This window comes from Microbulbifer mixtoriginis (SeqCode) (assembly GCF_052468275.1).
Genome location: NZ_CP174341.1, coordinates 845,363 through 870,990 on the forward strand (window position 1 = coordinate 845,363; position 25,628 = coordinate 870,990).

At 44.8% G+C, this 25,628-nt stretch carries 26 protein-coding genes; 9 read left to right on the forward strand and 17 right to left on the reverse strand.

Translation table 11 applies throughout. From position 1 onward, the window contains the following. Window positions 1–11: 11 nt before the first annotated feature. From ACJJIC_RS03785 to ACJJIC_RS03795, 3 genes are all read left to right on the forward strand, one after another. The gene (locus tag ACJJIC_RS03785; RefSeq protein WP_252083806.1) at window positions 12–377 is read left to right on the forward strand and encodes a hypothetical protein; all 366 of its coding nucleotides are present in this window, start codon (window positions 12–14) and stop codon (window positions 375–377) included. 14 nt (window positions 378–391) lie between these two features. Then, window positions 392–1,039: an HAD family hydrolase gene (locus tag ACJJIC_RS03790; protein ID WP_445356473.1), complete on the forward strand. Its 648-nt coding sequence runs from the start codon at window positions 392–394 to the stop codon at window positions 1,037–1,039. Between the two features lie 73 nt (window positions 1,040–1,112). After that, window positions 1,113–1,706: an OmpA family protein gene (locus tag ACJJIC_RS03795; RefSeq protein WP_444883153.1), complete on the forward strand. Its 594-nt coding sequence runs from the start codon at window positions 1,113–1,115 to the stop codon at window positions 1,704–1,706. Between the two features lie 74 nt (window positions 1,707–1,780). Here ACJJIC_RS03795 and ACJJIC_RS03800 read toward each other — a convergent pair whose 3' ends face one another. Continuing rightward, on the reverse strand, window positions 1,781–3,484 hold the full coding sequence (locus ACJJIC_RS03800) for a phytoene desaturase family protein (RefSeq protein WP_445356474.1): 1,704 nt from the start codon (window positions 3,482–3,484) through the stop codon (window positions 1,781–1,783). 154 nt (window positions 3,485–3,638) lie between these two features. On the opposite strand from ACJJIC_RS03800, the gene ACJJIC_RS03805 reads away from it, so the two are divergent. Beyond that, window positions 3,639–3,845: a ParD-like family protein gene (locus ACJJIC_RS03805; RefSeq protein ID WP_152455728.1), complete on the forward strand. Its 207-nt coding sequence runs from the start codon at window positions 3,639–3,641 to the stop codon at window positions 3,843–3,845. Next, window positions 3,838–4,608 (forward strand): type I methionyl aminopeptidase, encoded by a 771-nt coding sequence (map, locus tag ACJJIC_RS03810; protein WP_445356475.1) that lies wholly within the window; start codon window positions 3,838–3,840, stop codon window positions 4,606–4,608. Before ACJJIC_RS03805 ends, map begins: the two co-directional genes overlap by 8 nt. A 91-nt stretch (window positions 4,609–4,699) precedes the next feature. On the opposite strand, the gene ACJJIC_RS03815 is transcribed toward map, so the two are convergent. The 10 genes from ACJJIC_RS03815 to ACJJIC_RS03860 form a co-directional block, all read right to left on the reverse strand. Beyond that, window positions 4,700–5,722: a hypothetical protein gene (locus ACJJIC_RS03815; protein WP_444910801.1), complete on the reverse strand. Its 1,023-nt coding sequence runs from the start codon at window positions 5,720–5,722 to the stop codon at window positions 4,700–4,702. A 34-nt stretch (window positions 5,723–5,756) separates the two neighbouring features. Continuing rightward, window positions 5,757–6,098, reverse strand: a complete 342-nt coding sequence (locus tag ACJJIC_RS03820) for a DUF5992 family protein (RefSeq protein ID WP_444910800.1) — start codon at window positions 6,096–6,098, stop codon at window positions 5,757–5,759. A gap of 490 nt (window positions 6,099–6,588) precedes the next feature. After that, a complete protein-coding gene (locus tag ACJJIC_RS03825) occupies window positions 6,589–7,095 on the reverse strand; it encodes a helix-turn-helix domain-containing protein (protein ID WP_445356476.1) in 507 nt (168 codons plus the stop codon). A gap of 1,267 nt (window positions 7,096–8,362) precedes the next feature. Then, complete coding sequence (locus ACJJIC_RS03830) at window positions 8,363–9,394, reverse strand: hypothetical protein (RefSeq protein ID WP_445356477.1); 1,032 nt, start codon at window positions 9,392–9,394, stop codon at window positions 8,363–8,365. 34 nt (window positions 9,395–9,428) lie between these two features. Further along, window positions 9,429–9,770, reverse strand: a complete 342-nt coding sequence (locus ACJJIC_RS03835) for a DUF5992 family protein (RefSeq protein WP_444910797.1) — start codon at window positions 9,768–9,770, stop codon at window positions 9,429–9,431. A gap of 1,782 nt (window positions 9,771–11,552) precedes the next feature. Next, on the reverse strand, window positions 11,553–13,055 hold the full coding sequence (locus tag ACJJIC_RS03840; protein WP_445356478.1) for a tetratricopeptide repeat protein: 1,503 nt from the start codon (window positions 13,053–13,055) through the stop codon (window positions 11,553–11,555). A 186-nt stretch (window positions 13,056–13,241) separates the two neighbouring features. Further along, entirely contained in the window at window positions 13,242–13,874 is a 633-nt protein-coding gene (locus ACJJIC_RS03845; RefSeq protein WP_444910795.1) for a DUF6058 family natural product biosynthesis protein, read from the reverse strand. A 228-nt stretch (window positions 13,875–14,102) separates the two neighbouring features. Then, the gene (locus tag ACJJIC_RS03850; RefSeq protein WP_444910794.1) at window positions 14,103–14,921 is read right to left on the reverse strand and encodes a prolyl hydroxylase family protein; all 819 of its coding nucleotides are present in this window, start codon (window positions 14,919–14,921) and stop codon (window positions 14,103–14,105) included. A gap of 39 nt (window positions 14,922–14,960) precedes the next feature. Continuing rightward, window positions 14,961–16,289: an aldehyde dehydrogenase family protein gene (locus ACJJIC_RS03855; protein WP_445356479.1), complete on the reverse strand. Its 1,329-nt coding sequence runs from the start codon at window positions 16,287–16,289 to the stop codon at window positions 14,961–14,963. 27 nt (window positions 16,290–16,316) lie between these two features. Next, window positions 16,317–17,243, reverse strand: coding sequence for a CmcJ/NvfI family oxidoreductase (locus tag ACJJIC_RS03860; protein WP_445356480.1), 927 nt, complete (start codon window positions 17,241–17,243; stop codon window positions 16,317–16,319). Between the two features lie 79 nt (window positions 17,244–17,322). Between ACJJIC_RS03860 and ACJJIC_RS03865 the strand changes: the two genes are divergently transcribed. Beyond that, on the forward strand, window positions 17,323–18,276 hold the full coding sequence (locus tag ACJJIC_RS03865; RefSeq protein WP_445356481.1) for a LysR family transcriptional regulator: 954 nt from the start codon (window positions 17,323–17,325) through the stop codon (window positions 18,274–18,276). A 289-nt stretch (window positions 18,277–18,565) separates the two neighbouring features. Beyond that, window positions 18,566–19,903, forward strand: coding sequence for a dicarboxylate/amino acid:cation symporter (locus ACJJIC_RS03870; RefSeq protein ID WP_445356482.1), 1,338 nt, complete (start codon window positions 18,566–18,568; stop codon window positions 19,901–19,903). Between the two features lie 30 nt (window positions 19,904–19,933). On the opposite strand, the gene ACJJIC_RS03875 is transcribed toward ACJJIC_RS03870, so the two are convergent. From ACJJIC_RS03875 to ACJJIC_RS03885, 3 genes are all read right to left on the reverse strand, one after another. Next, window positions 19,934–20,368, reverse strand: a complete 435-nt coding sequence (locus ACJJIC_RS03875) for a DUF1810 domain-containing protein (RefSeq protein WP_445356483.1) — start codon at window positions 20,366–20,368, stop codon at window positions 19,934–19,936. Between the two features lie 260 nt (window positions 20,369–20,628). Beyond that, window positions 20,629–21,054, reverse strand: a complete 426-nt coding sequence (locus ACJJIC_RS03880; RefSeq protein ID WP_444883142.1) for an acyl-CoA thioesterase — start codon at window positions 21,052–21,054, stop codon at window positions 20,629–20,631. A 655-nt stretch (window positions 21,055–21,709) separates the two neighbouring features. After that, entirely contained in the window at window positions 21,710–22,225 is a 516-nt protein-coding gene (locus ACJJIC_RS03885) for a hypothetical protein (RefSeq protein ID WP_444910789.1), read from the reverse strand. A gap of 384 nt (window positions 22,226–22,609) precedes the next feature. On the opposite strand from ACJJIC_RS03885, the gene ACJJIC_RS03890 reads away from it, so the two are divergent. Together ACJJIC_RS03890 and ACJJIC_RS03895 are read left to right on the forward strand one after the other, a co-directional pair. Beyond that, entirely contained in the window at window positions 22,610–22,837 is a 228-nt protein-coding gene (locus tag ACJJIC_RS03890; RefSeq protein WP_444910788.1) for a hypothetical protein, read from the forward strand. Window positions 22,838–22,866: 29 nt separating this feature from the next. Further along, window positions 22,867–23,106, forward strand: a complete 240-nt coding sequence (locus ACJJIC_RS03895; protein ID WP_444910787.1) for a hypothetical protein — start codon at window positions 22,867–22,869, stop codon at window positions 23,104–23,106. An 88-nt stretch (window positions 23,107–23,194) separates the two neighbouring features. Here ACJJIC_RS03895 and ACJJIC_RS03900 read toward each other — a convergent pair whose 3' ends face one another. From ACJJIC_RS03900 to ACJJIC_RS03910, 3 genes are read right to left on the reverse strand one after another with little or no spacing between them, the layout of a single operon-like run. Continuing rightward, window positions 23,195–23,842, reverse strand: a complete 648-nt coding sequence (locus ACJJIC_RS03900; protein WP_444910786.1) for a hypothetical protein — start codon at window positions 23,840–23,842, stop codon at window positions 23,195–23,197. Continuing rightward, window positions 23,817–24,803, reverse strand: a complete 987-nt coding sequence (locus ACJJIC_RS03905; RefSeq protein ID WP_444910785.1) for a histone deacetylase family protein — start codon at window positions 24,801–24,803, stop codon at window positions 23,817–23,819. The genes ACJJIC_RS03900 and ACJJIC_RS03905 overlap by 26 nt, the downstream gene beginning before the upstream one ends. Beyond that, window positions 24,800–25,270: a hypothetical protein gene (locus ACJJIC_RS03910; RefSeq protein WP_444910784.1), complete on the reverse strand. Its 471-nt coding sequence runs from the start codon at window positions 25,268–25,270 to the stop codon at window positions 24,800–24,802. The genes ACJJIC_RS03905 and ACJJIC_RS03910 overlap by 4 nt, the downstream gene beginning before the upstream one ends. Window positions 25,271–25,628 lie beyond the last annotated feature (358 nt).

Here is a 25,628-nt window from a genome sequence, read left to right on the forward strand (position 1 = left end):
GAAGGGAAACTATGATTCGAGTGATTGTAGGGTTATTGGGTATCGCGATTGTCTTGTTATCACTGGCGGTTATTGCCAAACCCAAGTTGGCGCAAACCATCAGTGAGCGATTAAGCGAAACGGGCTATTTCTTTTCCGCCTGGCTGCGCATCTTTATCGGTCTCTTCCTGTTGTTAATCGCCGACACGCGTCACTGGTATATCCTCTTCAACGCCCTGGGCGTATTGGTGCTGCTGAGTGGCGCCTATATGCTGCAAATGGGTTTTGAGCGTGGCAAGGCGCTGGCCATCAAGATCTCCCAGGGCAATGAAAACTTCCTGCGTATCAGCGGCATACTTGGTGTGGTCATCGGTATTATGCTGCTTTCCGCGCGCTGATTTTACGGGGTCCCATGTCTTCCATAGATTTGATCATTTTTGATTGCGACGGTGTGTTGGTGGATAGCGAGAGTATCGTCTGCCGCATCCTGGCTGAAGAAATGAATAAGTTGGGTATGGCCACCACTGCGGAGGAGCTGGATGAGCAATTCAGCGGCCGGCCCGCCAGGGACTGCCTACTGGAAATCGAGAAGCGTTTCGGCGGCCCCCTGCCAGACAATTATTTTGGCAATACCGAGCGCCGTATTCGCGAAGCATTCCACGCTGAGTTGGAACCCGTAGTCGGTATTGAGGGCTTGCTCGATCACTTACAGCAGATCGGCATGCGCAGTTGCGTGGCCTCATCGGGCTCTCACCAGAAAATGCATCTCACCCTAAATAAAACCGGTCTCTACGACTACTTCGACGGCAGGATCTACAGTGCTGAGGATGTTTCCCGCGGTAAACCTTGGCCGGAGTTGTTCCTGCATGCGGCCACCAGTATGGGGGTGAAGCCGGAGCGCTGTCTGGTCGTGGAGGACTCCAACGCCGGTGTGGAAGCCGCGGTAGCCGCCGGCATGCGCGTGGTCGGCTACAGCACCCATAGTCAGAGAGCGCCACAGCTGGAGCAGCGCGGTGCCCGGGTAGTTAGCGATATGATGTCGGTGTTGAATTTCCTCTAACGGCTAGATATCTCCTGCCGCCGGCAGCTTGTTCTACACTGAATTTGACGTCTGCAAACCGGAAGTTTTGTCTATGGCGGGCAAGCCTTTATTCGTCTGCTATCTCGCCCTGCTGGTGCTATTACTTGCCGGCTGTCCCACCCCCGATCCCAATAGAAAATATGCCCTTGAGCCTCAGTCTGCGGTGCAGTCCGGAGACAGTGAGAAAGAGGCGCGGCAGGCGGCTCCCTTTGCCGATGATTTAGTGCGCTTTTTACGCGGAAATTCCCGTAAAGATGGGGATACTTTTAGATTGCGCCTGGAGTTTGACCCCGGTGGCTTTGCCCCGCGTATGGATAGCATCGCCGATCTGGAGGCGCTATTGGTGATCATGCGCGATTTCCCCGAGATGCGTATTACGATTGAGGGGCACACGGATAATGACGGTGACCCAAAGAAAAACCTGCACCTCTCTCAGTGGCGCGCAGATTGGGTACGCAATTTTTTGATAGAGCGCGGTATTGATGGCGACCGCATGCGTGCACAGGGCTATGGCGATACAGATCCTATCGCTGATAATGAGAGCAAGGCAGGGCAAAGGGAAAATCGACGCCTGGTTATCCGCGTCTTGAACTTCGACCGAATGCCGAGCAGATTGCCGCGATTAAATACATCTCCGAGCCCATAAATTAAATAAAAACCCGGCATTGATTGCCGGGTTTTTATTATCGCAGTTGCCGAATAAGCGTTATTACCGACAAATCAGGTGGATGCTTTGCCTAGCGCCTCACCATTATTTGCCGGTGTTTGAAAAGGCTGCCCACTAATAACCTGGCGCATCAACTTCGCCCCCTGGCGCAAACCGAGAATACTTTGAGCGGTTAATACTCCCGAGATCATTGCCCCGGCGACACCGCAACTCATCACATCCTGGCCGGTGAGATAGAGTCCATTGAGTCGTGTCTTGGGTCTCAGCCAACGCTGTTCAAAACGTTTGGGATCGTGGTCTAGGCCATAAATTTCACCGCGTGGATAGAAGCAGAAATAATCTGTCGACAGCGGTGTGGATAACTCGTAGTAATCGATTTGCCCGCGCAGATGGGGGAAATGTTTGTAAAGGTGCTCCAATAAACGCTGGCTGAAGGCCTCTTTCAGGGCTTCATAGTCATCACCGCGCTTGCCCCAGGGTTTGTCATGCCACTGGGCGAACCAATCGTAATTGGCTGGTGCAACGATTTCGATAGTGGCGCGCCCAGGATAGCGCTGGGTAAAGGTGGGGTCCTTGGCCGAGGGGAAAGAGATATAGGCTAGCGGAATATCTTTGTCGCTATCCTGCAGGAAGGCCTGCATATCCTCCTCGTAGTTCTCACTGGTATAGAGCCAGTAATTGGTTTTCGGTAGCTGTAGTTCTTCGGCGGTCTTTTCCAGGCCGATATACAGGCACAGGTGAGACATAGATGGAGTGACGGTTTTTAGGTCGCGCAGGTAACCTAGGCGCTCACTGGCACTCTGGGGCAGTAATTTTTCGAAAGTATTGAATACTCCCGCTCCGGAAATCACCACGGGCGCCTCAATTTCGGTGCCATCGCTCATGCGCAGGCCGCGAACCTTATTGCCATCTAACAGAATGGTTTCCACCTTGGCATAGGTAAATACATCGCCGCCACTGGCCTGAATTTGCGGAATAATGGTCTCGGAAATCTTGCTGGCACCGCCCACGGGGTAGTAACCCCCATACAAATAATGTTTGGCAATCAGGGCGTGAATAATAAAACTGCTCTGTGCCGGCGCCATGCCGTTGTCGCCCCACTGGCCAGTGAGTACGGAGATCAGTTTCTCGTTGTTGGTGATTTCAGCCAGCACTTCGTGGGTGGTTTTGTTCAGCCAGGAGGGGTCGCGCAGTTTACGCCAAAGCCGCAGGAGAGGGCCGCACCAGCCGGGAAACAGCTTCTCCATCGCAATGCGTTGCATGGATTTGGCCACCTCGTTGAGGCGGCCCAGATAGCGCTCGATATTTTCCCGCTCGTCGGGAAAATGTTTAACCAGTTCATCGATAAACGTTTGGCGACCGGCGCGCAGATCAAACTGCTCTTCGCCGATACAAATGCGATCGTAGGTGTCGTCCATCGGCGCCCAATGCAACTTACCCCCGCTGATAAAGTCGAAAATCCGGCCTGTCATGGTCGGGTGCTCGCCCACATCGCCAATGTAGTGCACGCCGACATCCCACTCGTAGCCATTGCGGTCGTAGGCATGGGTATAGCCGCCGGCGGTGTAGTGCTGTTCCAGGACCAGTACCTTCTTACCGGTGGCACTCAGCATAGCCGCAGTAGTCAGGCCGCCGATTCCAGAGCCGATTACCAGGGCATCGTAGGGGCCGTTCAAGCGACTGGCACGGTAACGCTGGCCAATACGCAGGCGGCTGGGCTTGGGGGCACTGCGTTTCTTCTCGGTGGTTTCGGACATGGTGGCCTCATCACTATTGTTTTTATCTCTCAACCATATCGTTCAAATATTGACTATGCAACAAGTTGCATATTTTTGATCTTGCTGGTCGGCTTGTACTTCTAATGAAAAGAAATATACACTTTGTATATGAATAATATATGCGGTGTATAAAATGGGTATCGTTAAGATCTCGGATGAATTACATGATGAAATCCGTAAAGCGAGTACAACATTGGCGCGTTCTATTAACGCCCAGGCCGAGTATTGGATAAAGATCGGCATGTTGGCCGAGCTGAATCCAGAGCTCAGTTACAGCCAGTTGTGCAAGAAACTACTGCGCACCGAATCATTTACTCTGGAAGAGCTCACTCGTGAATAACATAAAAATAAAGACCGCCAGGGAACAGGCGTTGATGCGTAACTCCGGTGAATTATTGAGCCGGGTGTTCGTCATGCTCGATGGTATTGTGAAGCCGGGTATTACTACCATGGAAATTAACGACCGGGTGGAAACGTTTATTACCTGGGAGTTGCAGGCGCGCCCGGCCAGCAAAGGGCAATACGACTATCCCTACTCTCTCAATACTTCGATTAATGAGGTAGTTTGCCACGGCATGCCTCGGGAGGGACAGGCGTTGCGCGATGGCGATATCGTCAACGTGGATATAACCCTGGAAAAGTCCGGTTATATCGCCGATTCCAGCAAGATGTATATGATCGGTAATGTGACTCCCATTGCCAAAAAACTGGTGCAGTGTTGCTACGATGCCATGTGGGCCGGTATTCACACCGTAAAGCCCGGCGCGACTTTTGGTGATGTGGGCCATACGATTCAACAGTATGTTGAAAAGCGCGGGTTCAGTGTGGTGCGTGAATACTGTGGCCATGGTATTGGCCGTGAAATGCATGAAGAACCTCAGGTAATGCACTTTGGCCGAGCGGGCAGCGGAGCTGTTTTACGCGAGGGAATGACATTTACGATTGAGCCCATGATTAATCAGGGTAATCGCAAAACCAAACTCAAAAAAGACGGTTGGACCGTGGTGACCAAAGATGGCAGGCTCTCCGCGCAGTGGGAACACACAGTACTGGTTACGGCGGATGGATATGAAGTGCTGACTTTGCGGGAAGAGGAAAGATAAAATCGATAAATAATATATATCTATTTTGCAAGAAAAACATTATCAGCCAACTTAAATATTGGCTGATAATATTGTTAAATCTTATTGCAATTTAATTACGGAACAGCTTGATGGCTTTACCTATACGCTCATATTCCTTTCTGAGATCTAGTAAATCTTCCGTTCCTCTATAAACATGTCCACCTTGCTCAAAAGAAGCCCACATGAAAGGATAAATCGCGATTATTTTTTCATTTTGGGTGGCAAAGTCATAGGCTTGTCTGGCACGATTGATTAGTTGTTCCTCGGTCATGCTAGTATAGTGAGTTTTAGATTCAAAGGCTTTTGGGATAATATAATAGTCTGCTAAGTGATTTCGTGTGATATGCATAAGATCATTAACAACATCCTCCTGGAAGTCGATATGTTCGTAATAGTCTGCTCCGAATAAGTTATAACTATCTGGTATATATCCTTTACAAATCCCTCTAAATGTACATTCACGTGGATCATACGGGTAGTCTTTGCCGCTTTTTTTAAATTTACCTACAGATTGTTTGTTTAGAGTTATTGCCCTTTTGGCATTTGGAAAGTCTGATTCCAATAAGTAGCCAATATCATTTAGGTAGTCCGCTATTTCATAGTCAGACATATCTGCCCAAAGAAACGGTTCATCAATAGGGTCTAGTGCATAAATAATATCTTCATAAGGCTTCATCTGTGCTTTGACCACTTGCCACCGCTCATAAAAATCAGCTCTTTTCTTTTTGTCTCCATTGAAGAAAATAGGACCTAACTCAACCCAAACTTTAACACCATTATTCTTTGCGATTCTTAACTGCTCAGTAATATTCCCATTAAAAATTACAGTAGTAAAAGTAGAAAATTTTGCTACTTCAGGAATATTATCTTTATTCCAGCCCGAATGATAAAAGCCAAACTCTTTAATATGATTGGGCACTACATTTCCGGGTGGAACTATCAAGGGAGTGTTAACCTCGCCATGTAGTATCACCATCAATGGGTCTTTAAGATCGGCTGCCTTTGTTGCAGGAATTTCCTGAGCAAAAAGACCGCTAGAGCTCATTAAGGTCAAAATTGAAAAAAAACAAGTGCTTTTAATTTTATCAAACATAAAAATCCCTCTTTGTTAATGCTTGTGAGTATTATTATTTTCGTAGGTCAATGGAGGCTGCAGATAGGCAATCATTGATATCCGTATAACTATAGATGTTCACTTTTTTCTCAGAAACTAGAGCAGTGGTTGCTAAAGTAAATGATCTCTGAAAGGTACCCTCTGTTCCTGACTGATTGAGTTGAACCTTGACCTTTCCATTGCAGTGATCATTTGATCCACCTGTATACCAAATCCAAAAAGCATCCTGTTTATTTGAGGTAGAACTTACTTTGACGACTTGGGCATTTTCAACAATAAAGCCACCTGCAGCGAAAGAATTAAATGAAGCACTTAAGCAGAGAAATGAAAGCGCGGCGGTAATGATCTTTTTCATAAAATAGCTCTTACTGATTTTCTTCCCTATGAATTCTCTCAAGAGTATTATCTACAGTCAACGTGTTAATTTTTCTAAATTAATTATTTAGTTGGCTCCTTTTGAGAATGCCGAAGCTGCATAAAAAATATATCCATTAAAAGCGGAAGGCTTGCAATAGATGGGACCTTCGTACTATAAATATTATGTTTAATTCTAGCTGTAAGCGTTGATTTCTAGCATCAATTAAGCAAAGATAAAATCTTTTGAATAATAGTGGCAGGAGTGAGCGGTAGTGGAGCTATTAATTGTATTTGTGAAACTTTAATGGTCTTATAAGTTACTCTTCTCTCATCAAATATAAGCCTTGATTTCAAGTAATAACCGTAATTCCTTATGCTACGCAGATCATCTTGCAACCCATTAAATAACTCGCTCGGTGACCTGCCGCCCCAGCTCGTTCTGGGTCTACTATTCAGGCAATCCTTTACAAATTGAACCTGCTCGACTGTTACTTTATTAAAGTCGGTATCCTTTTCATTTTATCAACAACCGCTGGCCGATTATCTATGCTCTCTCTGTTTCTGATCCTTCCGCGCCGAACATACTTACCGCAGCGTTTGCGATAGGGTTTTGATGCAATCCTAAGATGCTTGTATAGGTCTTCAACATTAATCTGATCTAAAGGAATCATCTGGTAGATCGTCTCGTGATGTAACGATACGCTCGTATGTCTCTTTAAATAGCCGGCTGTCTGCTGAGGACTTAACTCTTTCCGAATTAGCCGCAGGCCATCAGCCACTCTCTGTACCTTATACGCATGGCAGCGCCTTAGATCCGCATGCTTATTTGTATGCCTTGGGCGATATCCTTGCAAACCAATATTGCGTTGTAGCTCTCGATTGATCGTCCAGAGATGTCTCTCCAAGAATTTTGTGATTACTTTTTGAGAGTGTACGGATTTTCTCAGACTGTAAATCTGATATCGTTCCTTCTCACTCAGTTGGTAGTAGCTCATCAGTACCTTATCTCCCGGTTGGGTGAGATACCGACTATACTAGCTGAGCACTCCCTTCCCAATTGCACTTATTATCCGAAACCAAGCTTTATCTATTTTTCAATTATCAATTTTTATAGGGATATTCTAGCTTAGAATTGTGGTTTTTATAGCTAAGTAGAAAGAAGAAGCCGAAATAGCTATGGGGCCCAGATGGAAAGGATTTAGTGATTTAGGTTATGTATCAAAATCTTAGAAATAGAAAGCGACTTACACTCAATAAACTTTCCATCCGTTATCATTGCCCTCCAAGACTCAGATTTGAAGGTAATAGGGTTTTAGGATAAGTAGGCTGAATGATTTTATTGACTGTTAAAGACCTGTTGAACATAGAGAGAATTATAAATAAAATACAAAGGGTACACGGCAAGGATATTGTGAACGAAGCAGGATAAGATATGAAAAAATTTTCAAGAAAACATACCTTGAATATCGGAAAATCCATTTTGTTGGGGTTTTTTTTGCCTCAGGAAGCGTTTACTCCGCTAATCCAGATTGCACTGGTAAGGTAACCACAGTCGAGGTTGCAGCAAACGGAAGCATTTTCGCAAGTATAAAAGATAGTACTATAGGTACCAATTTCCACAGTGTCGGAATCTGCAGAATTACTGAAGATGTGAAAGATTTTAAGCAAGATTCTTGTAAAGCAGTATTCTCCCTCTTAACTACCGCACATGCAACTGGAAAAAGTGTGACACTTTGGTTCCATGAGGAGCAGTTCTCTTCCTGTACACAATCATGGGGAGAAATTTGGTCTAAAGGACTATATCATCTTCGTATGAAAGAAAGTTAGCGGAACCAGAAAGTTTCATTTTTAACACTTTGAAAGAAACTTGGTGTATTAAAGTGTGTTTTCATTACTTTGTTGGCCACTTTAGTACACAAGTATTCCCGATTTGATTAAAATATAGATCTCCTTAATTATATATATTTGAGCGTTGATTGTAGTATATTCGGTTTCGCATTGAAAAATATATTTAGAACTTACTAAGTACGACATTAATTTTTAAAAACAAATAATCTTTTTCCAAAGTAGAAATAAATTAAAAAATTCTGCTGAGAATTTTAAGGGCTGATTTAGCACTATATTTTTCGGATTAAAGCTCAATGAGTTTGTTTGATGCTCACTTGGTTACCTATAGTGACCTAAAAGCAAATTTATAACCTATGAATCCCTTGTCAGCCGAAATTAGGTTAGCTGACAAGGAAAACTTATTTGAAATTTATTTTATTCTCGGAACAACTTGATGGCTTTACCAATACGCTCATATTCCTTTCTTAGTGTTGGTAAATCCTCTGTGCCTACATAAGAATGCTTACTATCTTCAAAAGAAACCCAAACGAAGGGGTAGATGGCAACTATTCCTTCATTTTGGGTGGCAAAGTCATAGGCTTGTCTAGCCCGATTGACTAGTTGTTCCTCTGTCATATTGGTATAGTTAGTAGATTTAAAGGCCTTAGGGATAATATAATAATCGGCTAAGTGATTGCGTGTGATATACATAAGATCATTTACAACATCCTCCTGAAAGTCGACATGCGCATAATAATCCGCTCCGAATAAATTATAACTATCTGGTAAATATCCTTCACAGATTTTTCCCATTACTCCAGCGAAACGACATTTATTTGGATCATATGGGGCGTCTTTACCTGACTTCTTAAATTTGCCTACAGAGTCCTTGGTAAGAGTTATTGCTCTCTTAGCATTAGGAAAATCCGATTCGAGCAGATAGCCTATATCATTTAGATAATCTGCCATTTCATAGTCACTCATAGGAGTTTTGTGAAATGGCTCATCAAGAGGATCAAGCGCATAAATAATATCTTCATAAGGTTTTAGTTGTGCTTTGACTACTTGCCATCGCTCATAAAAATCATCTCTCTTTACTTTGCGGCTAAAAAAGGTTGGGAATAACTCAATCCAAACCTTGACCCCATTTTTTTTGGCGGCCTCTAAATTCTCGGTTAAATTTCTATCAATCACTAAGTTGACAAAAGTAGAAAATGGTGCGCTGTCAACAATTTTATCAGTTGAAAACCAGCCCGAATGATAAAAGCCAAATTCTTTAATATGATTAGGTACTACATTTCCGGGTGGAACCACCAAGGGAGTGTTAACCTCACCATGTAGTATCACCATCAATGGGTCTTTAAGATCGGCTGCCTTTGTTGCAGGAATTTCCTGAGCAAAAAGACCGTTAGAGCTCATTAATGTCAAAATTGAAAAAAAACAAGTACTTTTAAGTTTATCAAACATAAATATCCCTCTTTGTTAATGCTTGTGAGTATTATTATTTTCGTAGGTCAATGGAGGCTGCAGATAGGCAATCATTACTATCCGTATAACTATAAATGCTCACTTTTTTCTCAGAAACGAGAGCAGTGGTTGCTAAAGTAAATGATCTCTGGAAGGTACCCTCTGTTCCTGACTGATTGAGTTGAACCTTGACCTTTCCATTGCAGTGATCATTTGATCCACCGGTATACCAAATCAAAAAAGCATCCTGTTTATTTGAGGTAGAACTTACTTTGACGACTTGGGCATTTTCAACAATAAAACCACCTACAGCGAAAGCATTAAATGATGCGCTTAAGCAGAGAAATGAAAGTGCGGCGGTAATGATCTTTTTCATTAAATAGCTCTTAATGATTTTCTTTCCTATGAATTCTCTCAAGAGTATTATCTACAGTCAATGTGTTAATTTTTCTAAATTAATTATTTAATGGGCTCCTTTTGTGGATGCTGGAATTGCATGATAAATATATTCATTAAAGGTGGAAAGTTAGCTATAGGTGGGACCTTCGTGCTATAAATATTATGCTTAATTTTAGCTGTAAGCATTGATTTCTAACATTAATTAAGTGACTATAAAATATTTTGAATAATAGTGACAGGAGTGGGCATTTTTGAGGGCTGCACTTATTTGATGATTATCTTTTTTGTCAGCAGTTACGAATGCTGACAAGGTTTTCACTGGGAAAATTAAGTCACTGCATATGGGGCCTCAATACCAAGGCAGAGTATTTATAGAGATGATGGAGCTCCAACTAGGCAGGTTGCCAGTGATTATGATTCAAGTAATAGTTTTCACTACTCTTTTAGCTACCACTGAACAGGGACAAATATATTTAATTGCTGTCTTAGTTGCCTATACTGCACAGAAAGCTGTAGTGATAGAAAGTTATGATGCTTGTAATATTTATTCAGGAGATCCCAGATCTTAGAAATTTCATTTTAAATTGATTGTCTATTAATTGGATCAAAATTTTTCAGTAGAGCTATTAATTATATTTATGAAGCTTTAATGATTTTCATAAGTTGTATATTTTCATAAAATATAAGTCTTATAATATCGCCTTTAAAGGTGATTTATGAGTGCTTAGGCTCTGAATAGAAGTTATTTCATAATATTTTTAACATTCAATATACATGTAGTATAGGGAAAGTCTTTGTAAGAAGAGAAATAGTAACCCTAACCACCAGCTAAGCGATGGTAGCTTCCTCGCCATACGCCTCATATACCTTTTAAGCCTTCTGTCATCTTCTTTCGAGGGCTTTTTTCTGTACTACGGTGAGATCAAATCTGGTTAATTTTACGACGGACCAAGCTGTATTGAACGGGGCCGAATCTATAGACTTGTCGTATATAAGGCATCGAATTTTATTTTATACAGGTAATATCTAGTAGTGTGTGACATAGTCTTACTTCTGCAGATGATGCCGAATTTACGGTACCCCTAATGGAATGTTTTCGCCCTTGAGCATCACCACCCACTTAGTTTTTCTGACTTCAGCCTCCCTTTTCTTATTGAAGCAAAGCTGATATACAAAAAGAGTTCTTCTCAGTTAAGCTGAGATCTATGATTGAGCTATTATGAAAATTTTGCCAAGTCTATAACTAATCAGCCTTGATCTTTTCAAAACTGTAGCCTGCTCCTGCAAGTGCTCGTTTTGGGGTAAGATGAAGGGAAGTCCTTCCATCGTGCTTTAGTATGTAAAATCTAGAATATACCCTTGAAAACAAGCAAAATTATCAATGGATTTTGATTACCTTTTCCAGGTATGAGCTGGGGAAGACGAGGCTCAATCAATTTCCACTGTGAATCAGTTAATCCTGACTTAAATCTGCTCACACTTACTACTCTCATCATTCCATGAGACCGTAAGAATAACAGACTTCAAGTTATGAAACTTATTCAAGACTCCGTGTAATATTTACAACTTTAAATGTATAAATTGGCGAGAGAGATAGGAGTGCCAGGCATTTTCAATAGGAAATTAACACTAAAAATATACTAATTTATATTTTTATAAGTGAATTTTTAGTAGATCTGGAACTGTTGCCAGAAAAATAAATTCTTATTGCACGTAAAGAATAATTCCCTACGTGCCTATAGCCTGATCTAGCGTGTATTCAGGATACCTGTCCTGAAATCCCTTCACTGTCAGTGGAGGTTTCCTTTGCTACCCAATCGAGCAATTTTTTAGCGCGTGATCGAACCTTGTGATTGTGGGACCAGGCCAGAGTTCTCTCCAGAAATGGTTTTGCAAGCTTTGGCTTTTTAAGTTTTGCGAGGTGGAAGCCAATAGCGCTATTTATTTCAATACTATTTGGATTCTTCTGATAGGCCGCCATCATGGTTTTCAGTGCGGCCACACTTTCGCCTTTGTACTGCTGAGCCATCCATTTGTACTGGTAAGCCGATAGGGAAGCTGGATTTAGCGCTATAGCCACATCTGCATAATGCACCGTTTTGGTATAGCTCCCCTCATCCCATTGCCGCGATTCAAGCGTATCATGTAAGCTATATAAATGGTAAACAGATAGATTCGTTGCCGCTGTATGGTTCAAATCAGATATTTCTGATAATTCCTGAAGTAAAGCCTGTGCCGCAGCCTCCTGCTGATTGTGCATTAATAGATTCGCTTTCAGAGCGATAACTCCTGGTAACTTGGCAGCATCTTTTTTTACTTTATTCAGATAGCTTAACGCCTGATCATATCTTTCAAGGTCAACCGCTCGCTCCGCCAATAATAGGGATTTTTCATTATGGTTCAGTTTGCGCTTTTCGATTTTAAAGACGTTTTTGGTTAGATTAACCTTGTAGCCCGACAGACGCCGTTCTTTTAGGTAGCGAGTTAATGCGATATCTAAATCTTCCTCTCGGATATCATAATGTTGTGTAAAGAGATCTAGTGGATCTCCTCCATTATTGATATCCGCTAGGTAATTTTTGGTTTTTTCATGGTATGCATTTTCTCTGGCATCTTCGCTGAAAAATAAATAGTGTAATAATAACCATGCACTGGCGTAATACTGACTGCTATGTTTCCAACCCTTTCTACTGTAATCCGGCTGAAGAATTTCCCTGGCTTTCAAGGGACCCTCTTCCAAATCGTAAGCTCTCCACTCAGGGAAGTTGCCGATGGTGATGGAATCCTGATCAATAGTCGCTCTGGCTAGTAACTCTGCGAAGCCTTCTGAATACCACCTGGGGTAACGCATGGAACCGCGCTCACGCATAAGATGGTGAACATATTCATGAAACATGATTGCTTGGCCGTTCAATATGCCACGTTTGTTTTCCTGGGAAAAAATTAAGGGGCCATCGATGGTATTGATGTAGAAGCCTGCGATACTTCTTTTTCCGGAGAATTTTTCAAATTCTCTAGACTTATTAAAGTGATAGACCCTAAGCCTAGAGTTTTCAGGACGATCTTCCATGCCTGTTACCATAAGTGAGGCGCTGCGAAATTTTTCCAGCTCGCGCAATAAGGCCTCAGCTTTTTTCGGTGAAACATCGGAGTAGACGGTAAAGTTAGTGCTTTTATATTCCCGCCAATCTCTGGCGTAGGCTGATACCGTTAAGACGGATAGCAATAGAAAGGATATAAGGCAGTAAACTCTGCTTTTCATGGAATATCTCTAATAAAAGTGCGGAGAGGCTTGAGCCAATTAAAGGGGCGGGATTTTATAGAGGCATATACGTTTAGTACATGCCAAATCATATGGCCATTTGGTATAGGTGTTGTCCACCCTGCTTTCCTTGGCCTATGGCGACAATATGTTTCTCAGTTTGTGACGTTGGCTTTTATAGTGTCTTTATCTGAGATTAAATTGTTGACGAATATCATGAATCAGTATTTGCCTCGAACTCTTGTGCCGCTCATGGGGTGCGAAAAGGCTGCTGGCGCTCTCTAGCAGGTCAACAGCCCTCTGTAATTTTTGTAGGCCTATTCTGCTGAGATTGCCCTCTTTTGTTAACTCCTTGATCACTAGAGAGGCCAGCTCTTTACGTGCTATATCTTCGGGGAGTCCGCTTTTAGTACATAGCCCATAAGTACCATCAATAAAGTGTTTCCATTCGCTTTCAATATGTGTGGTAAGCCCCTTGTTCATTTTTATGTCAGAACAGCTATGGCCAATAGAGTTTAACTGATAGATTGTATCCGTGTATCTTGTTTTAAATAAATCAAAAATCTGTTTTGGATTATTTTGTAGCCGAAGGTCTTTTAACCAGGATACATAACCTTTGGCGTAGAACTCCTGGTTATGGGATTCATTATGGGTGCCGAAGAATGAATGGCATTGCAGGCCCAGTACCAGCGTGTAGGAAGCTTTAGGCATAACAAGGGCATTCTGGTAGTTTACAAATTCTTCCTGCCTTAAACCGCTTAGCGATAGCAGCTCCTCTTTACTATAAAAGTGACTCTGTAAATATTCTATTAATTCCATAAGTACACACCCGAATGTGCCGTTGCGATTGGATTGGCAGTGCAGCTTGACATAAACCTTACGGCAACACTTCGATGGAGGGCGTAGTATATAAGTCGGGCTATAGATTATATGCAGCGACTTTAGGGAAGCTCTAAGTAGCGATTTATTGTTATTTAAGTTCGAGACGCTTCCCTGCGACTGAATGCTTTATTAAGATTTTTTAAATAAAATTGTTAACCCTGTTAATCAATCCTGAAGAAATAATATATCTGTACGAATAATATATTTTATTCCACGAGTAATTGGCGTTGAGCTGTGGATCCTATGCAAGGGGTGCATACCATGGGGGAAACACAGTACGGATCCAGCGGGGGTTCTTACATCAATATCCATCATGGAGTCCCGGCTGGGCTGTTGGTAGGGGTTATCTGCATTGACACGAAAACGTGTGGCACCGCCGTCAAAATCTTCACTGAGTAAAACTAGAAAAGTCATTTCGCTAAAACGGTCTGGAAAACCATTAGCGACCAACTGGCCATCTATGATTCGGCTGCCCGGCCAGGCTCCATCGGTGTGAAATTGAAAGTAATCACCTTCGCCGTAACGATAAAAGCGAAAACGCTGATTGAGTCCCACTGGCTCCCGCCCTTCAAAGTAGCCATTGGGGTCCTGCATAAAAGCGCTGCACCGCTGCCAGATTAGCCGTTCGGTAGTTTCATCTACCACCCAGGTAAGGCTGTCGTTATGGCGTACCTCCCTAGGCAAAGAAACGGCGGCATCTGGCAGATAACCGATATTTTCAGTGATATCGATGAGACGCTGGCATTCCTCACTGGAAAATACATTGAGTAATTGAAAAGCACCGGGCACCTCAGCAATCTCTCTGCGCTGAACCAAAGACGGGGCGCTATCTTTGAGTGAGGCTGGGTTTTCCAGTCGTGCGGCCCAGGTGGGCAGAGCAGGATGCTCCGCACCGGGTTCCCTGGCGATAATAAATAAATCCTGCTCAAGGCTGCTGTTGGCCTCAGTTGATGGATTTATCGCAATGTCTGGAGAGCTTGGCATAATGATTTCGTCCAAAATATCTGCACTCGGATTTTTTAATTAATGATTAATAAGGGTGAGCTGGGCAAATTGTCGGTGTCCCTCAGCCCCGCCGTGGTAGCCAAAACCACTCTGTTTGGCACCTACCCATGGTGTCCCACCGGCACCCTGGTTAATACCAATCATGCCCGCCTGTAGTTGATTCGCGACTTCCTGAGCATCCGCTTTGCCAAATACCACGGCGCCCAAGCCGTATACAGAGTCGTTGGCTCTGTGAATCCCCTCTTCAATGGTGCTGAATCGGTCTATTGCGACTACCGGGCCAAAAGTTTCCTCGTCCTCAAGTTGCATACCCGGTTTGATACCACTGATGACCGTGGGAGGAATAAAAGGAAGCTCGGGGGATTTTTCTCCCAGCAAAAGCGTTGCGCCCTTCTCTATGGCGTCATGAATATGCTGAACCACTTTTTGATGCTGACGGGGATTGACCAATGGACCTATATCGACATCCCCTTCTGGCCAACCACCGGTGCGATAATTTTTTGCAATGGCAACTACTGCTCGCTCAAACTGGTCCGCGATACGCTCGTCTACATAAACACGTTCAGTTGAAGTGCACATTTGTCCGGCATTTTCAAAGCTGGAAGCCACGGCGAATTGTGCGGCGCGGTGAATATCGGCGCTGGCCAAAACCAGCATGGGATCATTGCCGCCCAACTCCATGATCAGGCGTTTTAATTTGGGAGCGGCATTGGCCATGATGGCCTGTCCGGTTGCACGGGAGCCGGTGAAAGCAACCATATTGATGTCCGCTTTGACCAGGGCTTCTCCGGTTTTTCCATCTCCATGGGCAATCTGTAATACTCCGCTGGGCAGCGACTGGTTCAGGGTTTTTACCAGGAGGTCTGCAACCAGAGGGGTTTCTTCGGAGGGTTTTAAAATCACGCTGTTGCCGGCAATCAGTGCCGGTACGATCAGGTTATTGGCCATCGCCAGAGGGTAATTCCAAGGGGAAATAACCGCGACCACGCCCAACGGACGATATTGAATTTCACTATTACCCTGGCGCTGGCTGCGCAGGGCCTCACCGGAATCTCCGGCCAACCAGGGGCCACTGTGAATGGCACCACCCGCCTCGTAGTTGGCCCGCCGCGCATCTTTGCCCATCTCACGGCTGATCAGTTTTGCCAATTTCGCCTGTATGGGTTCAAGCTGCTTATAGGCTTGTTGTACAAGCTGTACACGCTGCTGAATGGATTTTTTGCCCCACTCAACCTGTGCCTGCTTTGCCTGCTGCAGCAATCCTTTTAAATCGTCTTCATAACAAATAGCGACGCTGCCGATAACTTCGTTATTTAAAGGATCTATTGAGTTCAGGGTTTTATTCATGGGGTTTTGATCGATATTTCAATTTATTTAATGTTTAAACAACGCGATAGTGCGAATTTCCAGGCTGGTACGCCGGGGGGCATTTTCGCTTTCCGGTAAGTCGAAGGCGCTATGGGGGCTGCCGGTAATCACATCGCTGTGTTCGCTATCAAAAACCCGCAGTAGCAACCCTTCGCCGGGGCGCATATCACTAAACCAAATCCAGCGGTGTTGAGGGTTGGAGCTAATGACAGAAATCTGCCCTTCCCGCTCTGGGTAAATCAGGCGCATCTTGTGGAAATCCGCTGCTTCCACGCTGCGCAGATCCGCCATAGCCAGAGGGGACTCTTCAACCCGATGCAGCAGCGGCAACCACAAGTTCACAAACTTAAACCGGGGATAATCGCCCGGATTTAAGCCGTATTCCGGTAGTGTCTGCTTGAGCTGGCGTTGGGCAGACCAGGGCGTGTAATCGTTGTGCGCGATTTTTACCGGGGCGCGGCGACTGCGGCTCTGCTCAGCGATGGCGTCTGCTTTAGTCTGAGCGCGCAGTGTGTGATCGAAGGTCACAACCTGGTCCGCGCCCAAATAAGCAGCCAGCCATCGCTCAATCGCCGGATACCACTGAGCACGGATCAAGGTGTCTCGGGATTCTGGCGAAAGCACTGTGCTATTGGCTGAAGGCTTGTTGCTATCCAGCGCTTTTAAAGTGTCATCCAGCTGGTGCAGGTCGATATCGAGACTGGGCTCTACCAGCTCAAACCCCTGTTCGTCCAAATGGAAGGTCTCCCCCGCAGCCTGCAATTGCCTGCCGTCATGAACTGTCACTTGGTGAGGGATTACCTGATCGATCAGGCTAGCGGGGCCGGGGCCTGTATGGCGCTGGTCGTAGACCAGCTCCGCGCTGGGGTCCGCGTAGTTGATACTTGCCCGCATTAAGCCCAGTGTCGATGGTTGCAGAGTCGCGCCTGGCATAGTGGGTTCCTCACTCATGAAGGTCTATGTATCGGCAATGCTAGGCTGGAGCAGATACAATGAAAATCAAGTAACGATTGTGAGTGATACAGGTTTGGCTAGGGGCAACAGAGACGATCGCCTGGATCGGCTGGAACTAAAGCAACTGCGGTTGCTGCAGGCAATTCTGCGCGAATTAAATTTATCCCGGGTGGCCGACCAGCTCGGTGTGACTCAGCAGACCGTGAGTGAACAGCTCAAGCGACTGCGGGAAATCTTTGGCGACCGCTTATTTATTCGGACCAGCAACGGAGTGGTAGCCACTCCCCTGGCAGAACGGCTGGCACCGAGGATCGATAGCGTTTTAAACGAAATCGCCTCACTGTTGCGAGGGCACGAATTTCTGCCGGCCGAGTACACCGGTATTTTTACTATCAGCGCCACCGACTTTGAACAGCGAGTGGTATTGCCGGGTCTGCTGAAAAAACTGCGTGAACAGGCTCCGGGTCTCAAAGTGGTTGTGCTCAAGCTGGAAATCGACCGCATGGCGCAGCAGCTGCAAACCGGCGAGGTAGATTTGGTTTTTAGTACACCCGGTTTTGTGCCGGACAACTGCCCGACAATGCTGCTGTATCGAGAGCACTATGTTTGCGTGTGCTGCCGGCATGCAAAAATACCCGGCCAGTTAACAGGAGAGACTCTGGCATTGGCACAGTTGGCGGCGCTACCGCAATTGGTGGTGTCTCCCTCCCGCGGAGAACTGCGTGGCATGGCCGATACCTGGTTCGAAGAGTTTGGCCTGCAGCGCAATGTGGTGTTGTCGGTTCCCTCTTTCGCCGCTGCAGCCGAATGTATCGCCTCCACCAATACCGTGGCTTTTCTGCCGTCGCGCCTATTGCCCGATGAACGCCTGAGTACCCTGCCGATTGCCGACCAGCCCCCCGGTTTCGATGTGATCGCCGCCTGGCACAGTCGCAGCGGGCAGGACCCGCTGCATAAATGGATCAGGAAGTTATTGGCGCAGCAATTTGCTCCAGCCACGGATCATCAGTAAAAACGCGCAAGAGTATTCTTTAGCGGCCTCGCTATTAGATAAAGCATTGGTGTTGAATGTGGGTAAACAGGCCGTAGTATTTTTAGAGTGGTGAACGATCTATCCCTTGCCCTTTTCCACTAGGGATGCACGGTGTCATCTTTCTGCAACCGCTCTTAACAATCATTGCCTGGGATTGCGTGATCGCCCTCACTTGATCTGACTAAAGAGTTTTACTCTAGAGTTGCAGGATACTGGTGGCTTTCCTTTTGGGTGCCGAGTTAATGAATTTGAATCTGGTAATTCTCGTATGAATTATGGTTCCAATGTTTACCTGTTCAGGATGGTGGAATCCCTGGGCCTGTTGATGCGCACCCGTCTGTGGATGCAAATCCTGTTCGCTATGGTGCTGGGGCTCGGTATTGGCCTGCTGCTGTCGCCGGAAGGGGCTGGGCTGGTCGATGAGAATCTCAGCGTAATATTGGCCAGCTGGTTCAAGCTGCCCGGTGCCCTATTCCTGAATATGATCCAAATGGTGGTGATTCCACTGGTGGTCTCCTCCATTATCCTCGGGCTCTGTGGCAGTGGAAATGTATCCCAGCTCAAGCGGGTTGGCCTGCGTATAGCGCCCTATTTTATTGCCACCACCACAGTAGCGGTGATTATCGGCATAGTCCTGGCCCAATTTATTCAACCGGGTAACTATATCGATGAGGCTCTGCTCACCGCGGCTACTGAACTACCAAGTAGCGCACCGCCACAGATGCTGGAATCCAAGCCGCTACCGGAGCGCATCGCCGAACTGATACCGGCCAACCTGAATCAGAGCATCGCCATGCGCAATATGCTGCAGCTGGTGGTCTACGCGATTTTCACCGGAGTGGCAGTGATGTTACTGCCGCAAAAGCAGCGTGAAACTGCAGTCTATGCCTTCGGCATAGTGCAGGAAATCGCCCTGAAAATAGTCGGTTGGGCCATGCTGTTCGCGCCGCTGGCGGTATTCGGATTATTGGCGGATATTGCCATTCGCGTGGGCTTAACCGCAATCGTGGGGATGTCTGTCTATGTAGGCACGGTTATTCTGGGGCTACTGATTCTACTGCTGTTTTATCTGTTGATTGTCGCACTGGCCACGCCAATGCGGCCTCTGAGCTTCCTGCAGCGCATCAGCGGCGTACAGCTACTGGCCTTTTCCACTTCCAGCTCCGCGGCCGTAATGCCGCTTTCAATGCGCACTGCCGAGACTTCCCTGGGAGTGAAACCTTCTATAGCCAAATTTATTGTGCCTCTTGGCGCTACGGTGAATATGGACGGCACTGCCCTCTATCAGGTAATTGCGGCGATTTTTCTCACCCAGGTTTATGGCATTGACCTCAGCACGGCACAACTGGTGGGACTTACCGTAACTACTGTGGGCGCTTCAATCGGTTCCCCAAGTACACCGGGCGTGGGGATAGTGATTCTCGCCAGTATCCTGGCTGGGATAGGTGTCCCACCAGAGGGTATTGCACTGATTCTCGGTGTGGACCGCATACTCGATATGTGCAGGACCGCCGTAAACGTCACGGGCGATCTCACCGCCTGTCTGGTGATGGATAAACTACTGGGCAGCGACAGTCTGGAAGAACCTGAAACCCAAACTGCTTAAGTGTTTTTTCGGGAGGTTTGGGGCTAGAGGTTAATGGAAGCTTTGCAGGATCTCCAGGGTGCGGGGGTCCTGTTTGCCCTCATAATATTTCTCTAAAACCTGCATAAATAGATTATCAGCGCCACCCGCAGCAAGGGCGAACAGGGTCATACTGGATCTGACCTTGATCGCATCAAGACTACCGAATATTTCCAGGGCGCTGAGATCTTGCAGGTTTAATAACTTCTGACAACACTCCCGCAATCGTGGCCCAAGCTGTGGATGTTTCAGGTAAGCATGCGCCTCCTCCAGGCTTGTCACTCCATATCGTTGTGAAGTAGCACTGTGTCCCAGTCCCTTGAGCTGCGGAAAAATATACCAAATCCAATGGCTGCGTTTGTGCCCCTGCCGCAACTCCTGCAAGGCCTGTGCATAAGAGTCGTTTTGTGCCTGGCAGAACCGCTCCAGGTCAAAATAATCACTCATAAACATTTTCCCGTAAAAGGTCATTGATGTTTTACAGAAAGAAAAGCGTAGCATGAATATTCATGCGCGAGGTTATAGCGGCCATGTTCTGGCAGGAGTAGTAAAGTGGTAGTACTTACCCTCTAAGCAGTTGCTTTTTTGACATGTGTACTCGTGGTGATCAAACCCTTGTCTATTACGCCCTGTTTAACGGTAAAATTTTTCAGGATCAGTTATTTGAAAGACGGGGTTAACCGTCTTTTTGAATGAAGAAATCCAATTTAAGCGGTGGGCAATAAAGCCCGTATATCATCAGGTACCGGCATGGATTTCCCAGCCTGTTGGTCTACCCAAACAATCTTAGCTTCACCGGTGGTGTAGAGTTTATCGGTGTTATCCGCATCTCTGATCTCGTAATAGCTATTAAAGCTACTACGCCCAGGAGTGCCGCCATACATACTAACAGTAATGTTGGCTGGAAATACCAAAGGTAAATGAAAATTGGCCGAAGCATTGAGTAGTACTGGGCCATCTCCTTGATTACTGCTTACCGCGCCGGAGCGTTTAATAGCCGCTAACCAGCTGCAGCGGCACTGCTCAAAGTAGGTGAAGTAGGTAGCGTTGTTGATATGCCCTAAGGCGTCCATATCACCCCAGCGTACAGCTAAGGTTTCCTGATGTAGAAGGTTACGGGGGGCTTCACTCATTGTCATTACACTTAAATCAAAACAGTAAAGCGGTTAATTGTAATGGGCCGTCGAGGCTGTGAGTAGGGTTATATTTTATATTCTTAAGTTAATGCAAAACTGCAAGAAAACATCAATATTACTTTTGTCTTTTCTGCTTACTCCTACGTTGCGGCGGTTGATTAGTAGTAAGTGCCAGCAAAAAATAGTTGGCATCAAATAGTTACTTGCTGAGCCGCTTCCGCAAACTGGAGCCGGGAAACCCATGGGAATGTTCGCAAGAAATCACTACGCCGTATTATTGAGGCCGCCGAAATACAGTCTCCCTGTGACAACGAACACCGCCAAGCTCGTTAGTATTCCATGGAATATCCAGGAGAGAATGTGAAGTCAAAGAAAGTGACTTCTTTTTCGCAGGCGTTTAATGGTCGTGTGGTAAATTATAAATGGCTCTTGTATGTAGTGGACATGTAATCTTTATAGTTTTGTATCTTTGTTATAGGGCTGAATGGTTTTTTAATTTCAGATTTACAATTTATGGCTGCTTTGAAAGTAGTAGCCTTTTAGGCAGGTGAGAGTTTTTAAATATTATTTTAGTGGGAGGTCTCACTTACATGATGCACAGGAGTTAATATCCAGTGCATCATGATTGATTTTCTAAATTATTTTTGCTGCTTTATTCGGCTTCAACGGTAATTCGTAGTGTTCCAGAAAAGGGGGCCGATGCCTGATTGGGCTCCCACTGATTTTCGGGGATAATAATAACAAAAGTGGCGTTATCATCCGCGCAGTTGGACGCTTGAAGGACATTGTTGGTGATGGCTTGTCCAGCTGGGGCCGGTTCAGGAAGTGCACCATCATTCTGGTAGACCACATCGTAACTAATTGAAGTCCCGTCAGATCCAATTAAGCTATATGTAGGGTCAGCACCATCATTTTCAAAGGTTATGCCATAAAGTGAAAAACCATTTCCGGCAACACAAAACCTGTCGTCGGCTATTGCGTCATTTCCCGGTGTGGGGTTTGAAATAGTGACTGGATCAACATTATCTATTGTGATAGTTGTATCAAATTGGAGGGTTATCAAACTGGTTGCACTATCTGTGGCTTGGGATAGCGCGGATGGAGTAAAGCCAATGGCTAATCCGGTAACTACTATGGGTGCCAGAAAATTTGCTGTAACAATTCTCATTGTGAACTCCCTTTCACATTAGATCACACAATATCTGTAAATCAATAACGACAAAACCAAATGAGAATGAGTGGTTCCTGTATTGAAATATTAGTCGTGAATTTTCTGTGGAATCTTGCTGGGCGGTTATCTAATTATTTTAGAGAGATAACTACTAGTTTTAGAGAGAGGTTTCTTATTTTTAGGTTGGGGCTTTGGCGGTTAAGTTGCCTTTGTAAATATTCTAGTGAAGCTTTTTTTGAGGTTTATGGGTCTTTAGGCCTGTTGTTAGGCGGCGGTTTCAATTTTTCGGCGCCGGAAAATTTAAATCTGATAGGCTCAAGTGACCCCAATCACTAAGCAGACCGTTACCTAAAAGGGCAAATAGGGAATATTCACGAATCATTGGCCAAGGTCCGCCAAGCTATCAAAGTAAAAGACGGCGGCGAGGTCTGGCTAAGCAGTGAATTTTTAAATGTGCTGAAGGTATTAGAAGATTTAATCGGCGTAGTGTCGGCCCTGGCCGGCACACTCACTTCGCAATGGAAAAAACCTGACCAGGATGCGGCAATCAACGGCAACAAAAGCTGCGCGGATAGTTTGGAGTCTCAACTTAAGCCAATAAGGGCCTAAGTTTTTTATTGTGTTAAAGGATGTTTTTTATGGGAAAGAATATAATCAGATACGCAATTTTTGCTGAGAGAGTCCACCTGATGAATGGTGGCGCAAAGAGCTTTAGGGGTTCCGCGCCTACTGAAGAGGCGGCAATGGAGCTGGCAGAAGAGATTGCGAAATCTAAGAAAGCCGAGTTTTATTCTTGGTTGCAAATTTTGGATATTGTGACCGAGACCTATACAGAGTACTCGATTAAATGGGGAGGGGTATTGGTGGAGAGGGTGTGATTATCCTAAGTAGTGCGGTGCCTGTTTTGACAGGCACTTTGTTACTAATTATATTATTTCGTGAGTGTAAGAGTTGTAGAGATGGCTTCTAAACTTTTGCTTTTAGTGCTTCAACTAGTGCTGTTATTTGCTCTTGTATCATTTTTTTCTTATCATTAAGCCTCCTCTCTAAAATTTCACCCCTCCCCGTCAGTTCTCCGTAGGCTGTAGTTCCAATTGCGTTAATTTCACTATCAATTTCTGCTTGAGCTTCTTGTAAGGTGGATATCATTCTCAAAATGTCGGCTCTTTCTGTCAGAATGGTAATAGTTTTATTCTTTTCGGATAGAGCTTTATTTTTTGATGTCCTGCAATATTCCAGATCTCTTTCAATGGATTTTATTTTATAGTCTAAGCCATTCATATCTCCTTTTTCTGACAGGCAAATATTAAGCCGGTTTTCAAAAAGCTCAGCTTCTGCATAGGTAATGGATAGGTCTTTTTTTAAGTTTAAGTATGTATCTGAGGTTCTAATGTCTTTTTCTACAGCTTCAATTTTCGCCTTTAATCGGATATTTTCTTCTCTTAACGGTTCTAACCTAGATTTGTCATATAGGGCGAGCATTCCGAGAATTGCTCCAGGTGCACCAGCTAAAAATCCTACCACCATCCCTATGGTTACCATTGGGTTCCACCCTTTTTTAGGGTTTTTTTCATCTTTTGTTGTCGATTCAGAATTGAAGATTTCGTTGCTCATAGTGCTGTTTTCTTTCCGATTTCCTTGCTGAGACTTCTCTATCTAAATCTGTACAGCTCTGAATCGCCGCGACGACTGCTTTTGAGCTGGCTTTCGAGTATCCACCACCACCTAGTATAACGGTGGGTATAGCGCGCTCGCTAAGAGCATTAACCGTTGATCTTTCTCTCTCTGCTATATCCTCGATAGTTAAGCAAAGCCCCCCAAGTTTGTCATTGATAAGGGGATCTGTGCCGGCAACTACAAAAGCTATTTTGTAGTCATCATCTAAATTTTTTATTGCTTCTCTATATCGTTTCAAATATTCCTGGCCCTCTGTGCCTGGCATCAGAGGAACAGAAATATCTACACGATCACGTGTATAACTCGATGTAGGGTAAATACCAGTATTATAAACATCTAAAAGCGTTACACTTTCATTATCCATAAACGTGTAAGCATTTCCGTTACCGTGATGAGCGTCTGTATCGATTATTAATATTTTTTCTTCGGGTTTGAGTAGTCCGCTATTTATCAATTGTTGATGACAAATACCTATGTCGTTATAGATGCAGAATCCTTCCATGTTCTGCTGCATAGCGTGATGGTATCCACCGGATAGGTTCCAGTAGATGCCACCATTTTCAAGGGCGGATTTTGCTCCAAGGATAGTCCCCGCTACTCCCCAGCGCATAGGAGAAAGGATTTTTTTATCTAATAGTGAGAAGCTAACCAGAGGGATTCTAGGGATCTCAAGTGCTTGAAAAATTCCATTTTTATTGCGCACTCTATGTCTCATGATGCTTGATAGAAAATTGTCGATAACCTCCATGCTGACGGGAGATTCCGGCTCTAAAAAATCTATCTCTTTATTGCCCTTTAGTTGCTGGTGAATCTTTTGGAACTTATTTCCATCAAACGGGTGTAGGTAGTTCAATAAGCCAAGATTTATATTGTAATGTTTACTGTAGATGACATTCATGCGAATTCTTTTCCATATGCTGAGAGCTCTCTTGCATATCTTAAAACTTCATTTGGAGTCCATATGCCTCGACCAAGAACCTTTCCAAACTTGCTGTAGTCATGTGCGCTAGGATGAAAGCTGGGGGGAGTGTTACAGGCAACTTTTAGGCACTCTGAAACTACATTCGAACAGTTGTAACGAGCAATTTGATATCTGGGAATATTTGACCTTAGATCTGCAATAAAACGTGATAGCTTTTCTTCATTAAATTTTAAAATAGTTACAGTGATAGGTTGGCGATTTCCTTCTGCGACTATATCTTCTTGCAGCGCAGCCATAAAATGACCGGGCTGGCTTGTTTTAATTTTTAAATCTTTTTTCCCTGCTTCATCTTCTGGCCAGAAACTAACGTAGTTATTTCCGAACGATAATGAGGTGTGTCCTACCATATTACCGTGTGGGGGCCAAACGTGAACTTTTAACAAAATGGTCTCCTTTACACCAAATGTTACTTTTTCATTTCCTTGTTAGCACAAAGCATTTTTATTGAAAGATATTTAATTAAAGCGGTTACAGATACCCGTGTATATACAATTGGTTAACTGTGCCAAGATTTCAAATATGTTCACAAGCTTGTGTCATCTTTTTAAAGCTACCACGAAGGCTTTTCAGAATTAAACACCTTTAAAAAAGCGCAATTGCTGAGCTGGAAGAAGTCGCAGGTTGTTTTTTGATCAGCAAAAATTGCTGCCGGTCACTCCTCCCCACGCCTGCCGATTTTGGGCACTCTTTTAGTTGATGAAATTGAATGTGGGATGAGGTCGTGAGCTGGTGCGGGCTTAA